This window comes from Endozoicomonas sp. ONNA2, assembly GCF_024606365.1.
GTDB lineage: Bacteria > Pseudomonadota > Gammaproteobacteria > Pseudomonadales > Endozoicomonadaceae > Endozoicomonas.
In genome coordinates this window covers 1-1,787 of the sequence record NZ_JAHHPO010000202.1, presented here as the reverse complement: position 1 = coordinate 1,787, position 1,787 = coordinate 1, and the positions used below count along the sequence as shown (strand labels likewise).

Here is a 1,787-nt window from a genome sequence, read left to right as displayed (position 1 = left end):
GAAGAAGCAGGAATTTTTAGACCAATTTATCGCAACCGCAGTAGGGCAGTCTATTTTCGGACAGCCATTGCGGGGAAGTGGCCTTCTGATTATTTTATTATTGCGCCGTAGCTAATGCCTGCATACAATGCAGCCCTTTTCTGGCATTGCCCAGGAAATTCCTTTCTGGCCTGAGGGGAGTATAAATCGTCGCTGTGCGAGTGGACTCATGAATAAAACGAAAGTGCTGACAGGTATTACCACCACCGGAACACCACACTTGGGCAACTACGCAGGGGCTATCAAGCCTGCGATTGAGGAAAGCTGGCGTGACGATATTGCTTCGTACTACTTTCTGGCGGACTATCATGCCCTGATCAAGGGTCGTGACCCCAAGCGCATCCACCAGTCTACCCTGGAGATTGCCGCCAGCTGGTTGGCACTGGGTCTGGATACGGACCGGGTGACTTTCTACCGTCAGTCAGACATCCCGGAAATTGCCGAGTTGAACTGGATTCTTGGTTGTATGACCGCCAAAGGTCTGATGAACCGGGCCCACGCATACAAGGCGGCGGTTCAGGCCAATGAAGAAGCCGGTGAGCAGGATCCGGACAAGAGTGTGACCATGGGGCTGTTCTGTTATCCGGTGTTGATGGCAGCAGATATTCTCATGTTCAATGCCCATAAAGTGCCGGTGGGTCGTGATCAGGTTCAGCATATTGAGATGGCCCGGGATATTGCCGGGCGTATGAACCACCATTACCAGACCAAATTTGTTTTGCCGCAGGCGGTGGTGGGTGAAACCACGGCGGTTTTGAATGGTCTTGATGGTTGTAAAATGAGCAAAAGTTACGAAAATACCATCCCGCTTTTTGTGCCTGAAAAGAAACTTCTGAAGCTGATTCGCAAGATCAAAACCAACTCATTGGAGCCGGGGGAGCCGAAAGATCCGGATACCTGTACGCTTTTCCAGATTTATTCGGCATTTGCTGATGCCACGCAGATTGAGGTGAAGCGTCAGCAATATGCCGATGGCGCTGGCTGGGGTGAGCTGAAGAATCAGCTGTTTGAGTATCTGAATGCTCACTTGCAAGCGCCCCGTGAACGTTATAATGCACTGATTGAAGATCCTGCCTTTATCGAAAAAGCGCTGCTGAAGGGGGCTGAAAAGGCCCGGGCCGAAGCTGCTCCGTGTTTGGCATCTGTCCGTCAAGCCGTAGGCCTCAAGCCGCTGGCATAAAATTCCGTAGTCCTCTTTACGTTTGACTTTCCTTTGGCAAGGCCATTATAACGCAACAACAGGAACCCCATGAACACATCAACGTTATTTGCCGTTGCACTCAGTGCATTCTTGTTGTCGGCCTGCAACCATCTGGACGGTCTGCTGAAAGACAAGGTTCAGCAAAAGATAGAATTTGACTTGACGCGCCTGGATGCCGATGGTCTTTATGGGCCAGAGGATGGCAAACGATCCCTGAGTTATGAGTTCTGTATTCCTGCCCATGTGAATACCGCACGTCAGGTGATGTCTATTGACCCAAGTGCCATTGTCTACAAAGAATCCCCTGGACGTTTACAGTGTGATAAGGAGCAGTATCTGGTGGTGGGTGATACTTACCAGGCCAATTACCTGGTGACCCTGAAAAAACTGGTTGAACTGACTTATATTACCCGGATTCAACAGGCATTTTTTGAGTAAAGGCATAACTACAAAATCAACCGGCCATAAGTAGCTGACCATGTGAAATCATATTTTCTGACTCCTTGTGCCGGCACTCCCGGCAACTGCTCCTGCGTTGCTCTGGCTC

The 1,787-nt window shown here is 50.1% G+C and carries 2 protein-coding genes; both read left to right on the top strand.

Going from position 1 to position 1,787, the window contains the following annotated elements; genetic code table 11:
• The first annotated feature begins 208 nt into the window (after window positions 1–208).
• On the top strand, window positions 209–1,219 hold the full coding sequence (gene trpS, locus KDK14_RS03680) for a tryptophan--tRNA ligase (RefSeq protein ID WP_257263667.1): 1,011 nt from the start codon (window positions 209–211) through the stop codon (window positions 1,217–1,219).
• 69 nt (window positions 1,220–1,288) lie between these two features.
• Window positions 1,289–1,678: a hypothetical protein gene (locus tag KDK14_RS03675; protein ID WP_257263666.1), complete on the top strand. Its 390-nt coding sequence runs from the start codon at window positions 1,289–1,291 to the stop codon at window positions 1,676–1,678.
• Window positions 1,679–1,787 lie beyond the last annotated feature (109 nt).

Coding starts and splice junctions, on each gene's coding strand:
- trpS (WP_257263667.1), top strand. CDS start 209: ATGAATAAAACGAAAGTGCTGACAGGTATTACCACCACCGGAACACCA.
- KDK14_RS03675 (WP_257263666.1), top strand. CDS start 1,289: ATGAACACATCAACGTTATTTGCCGTTGCACTCAGTGCATTCTTGTTG.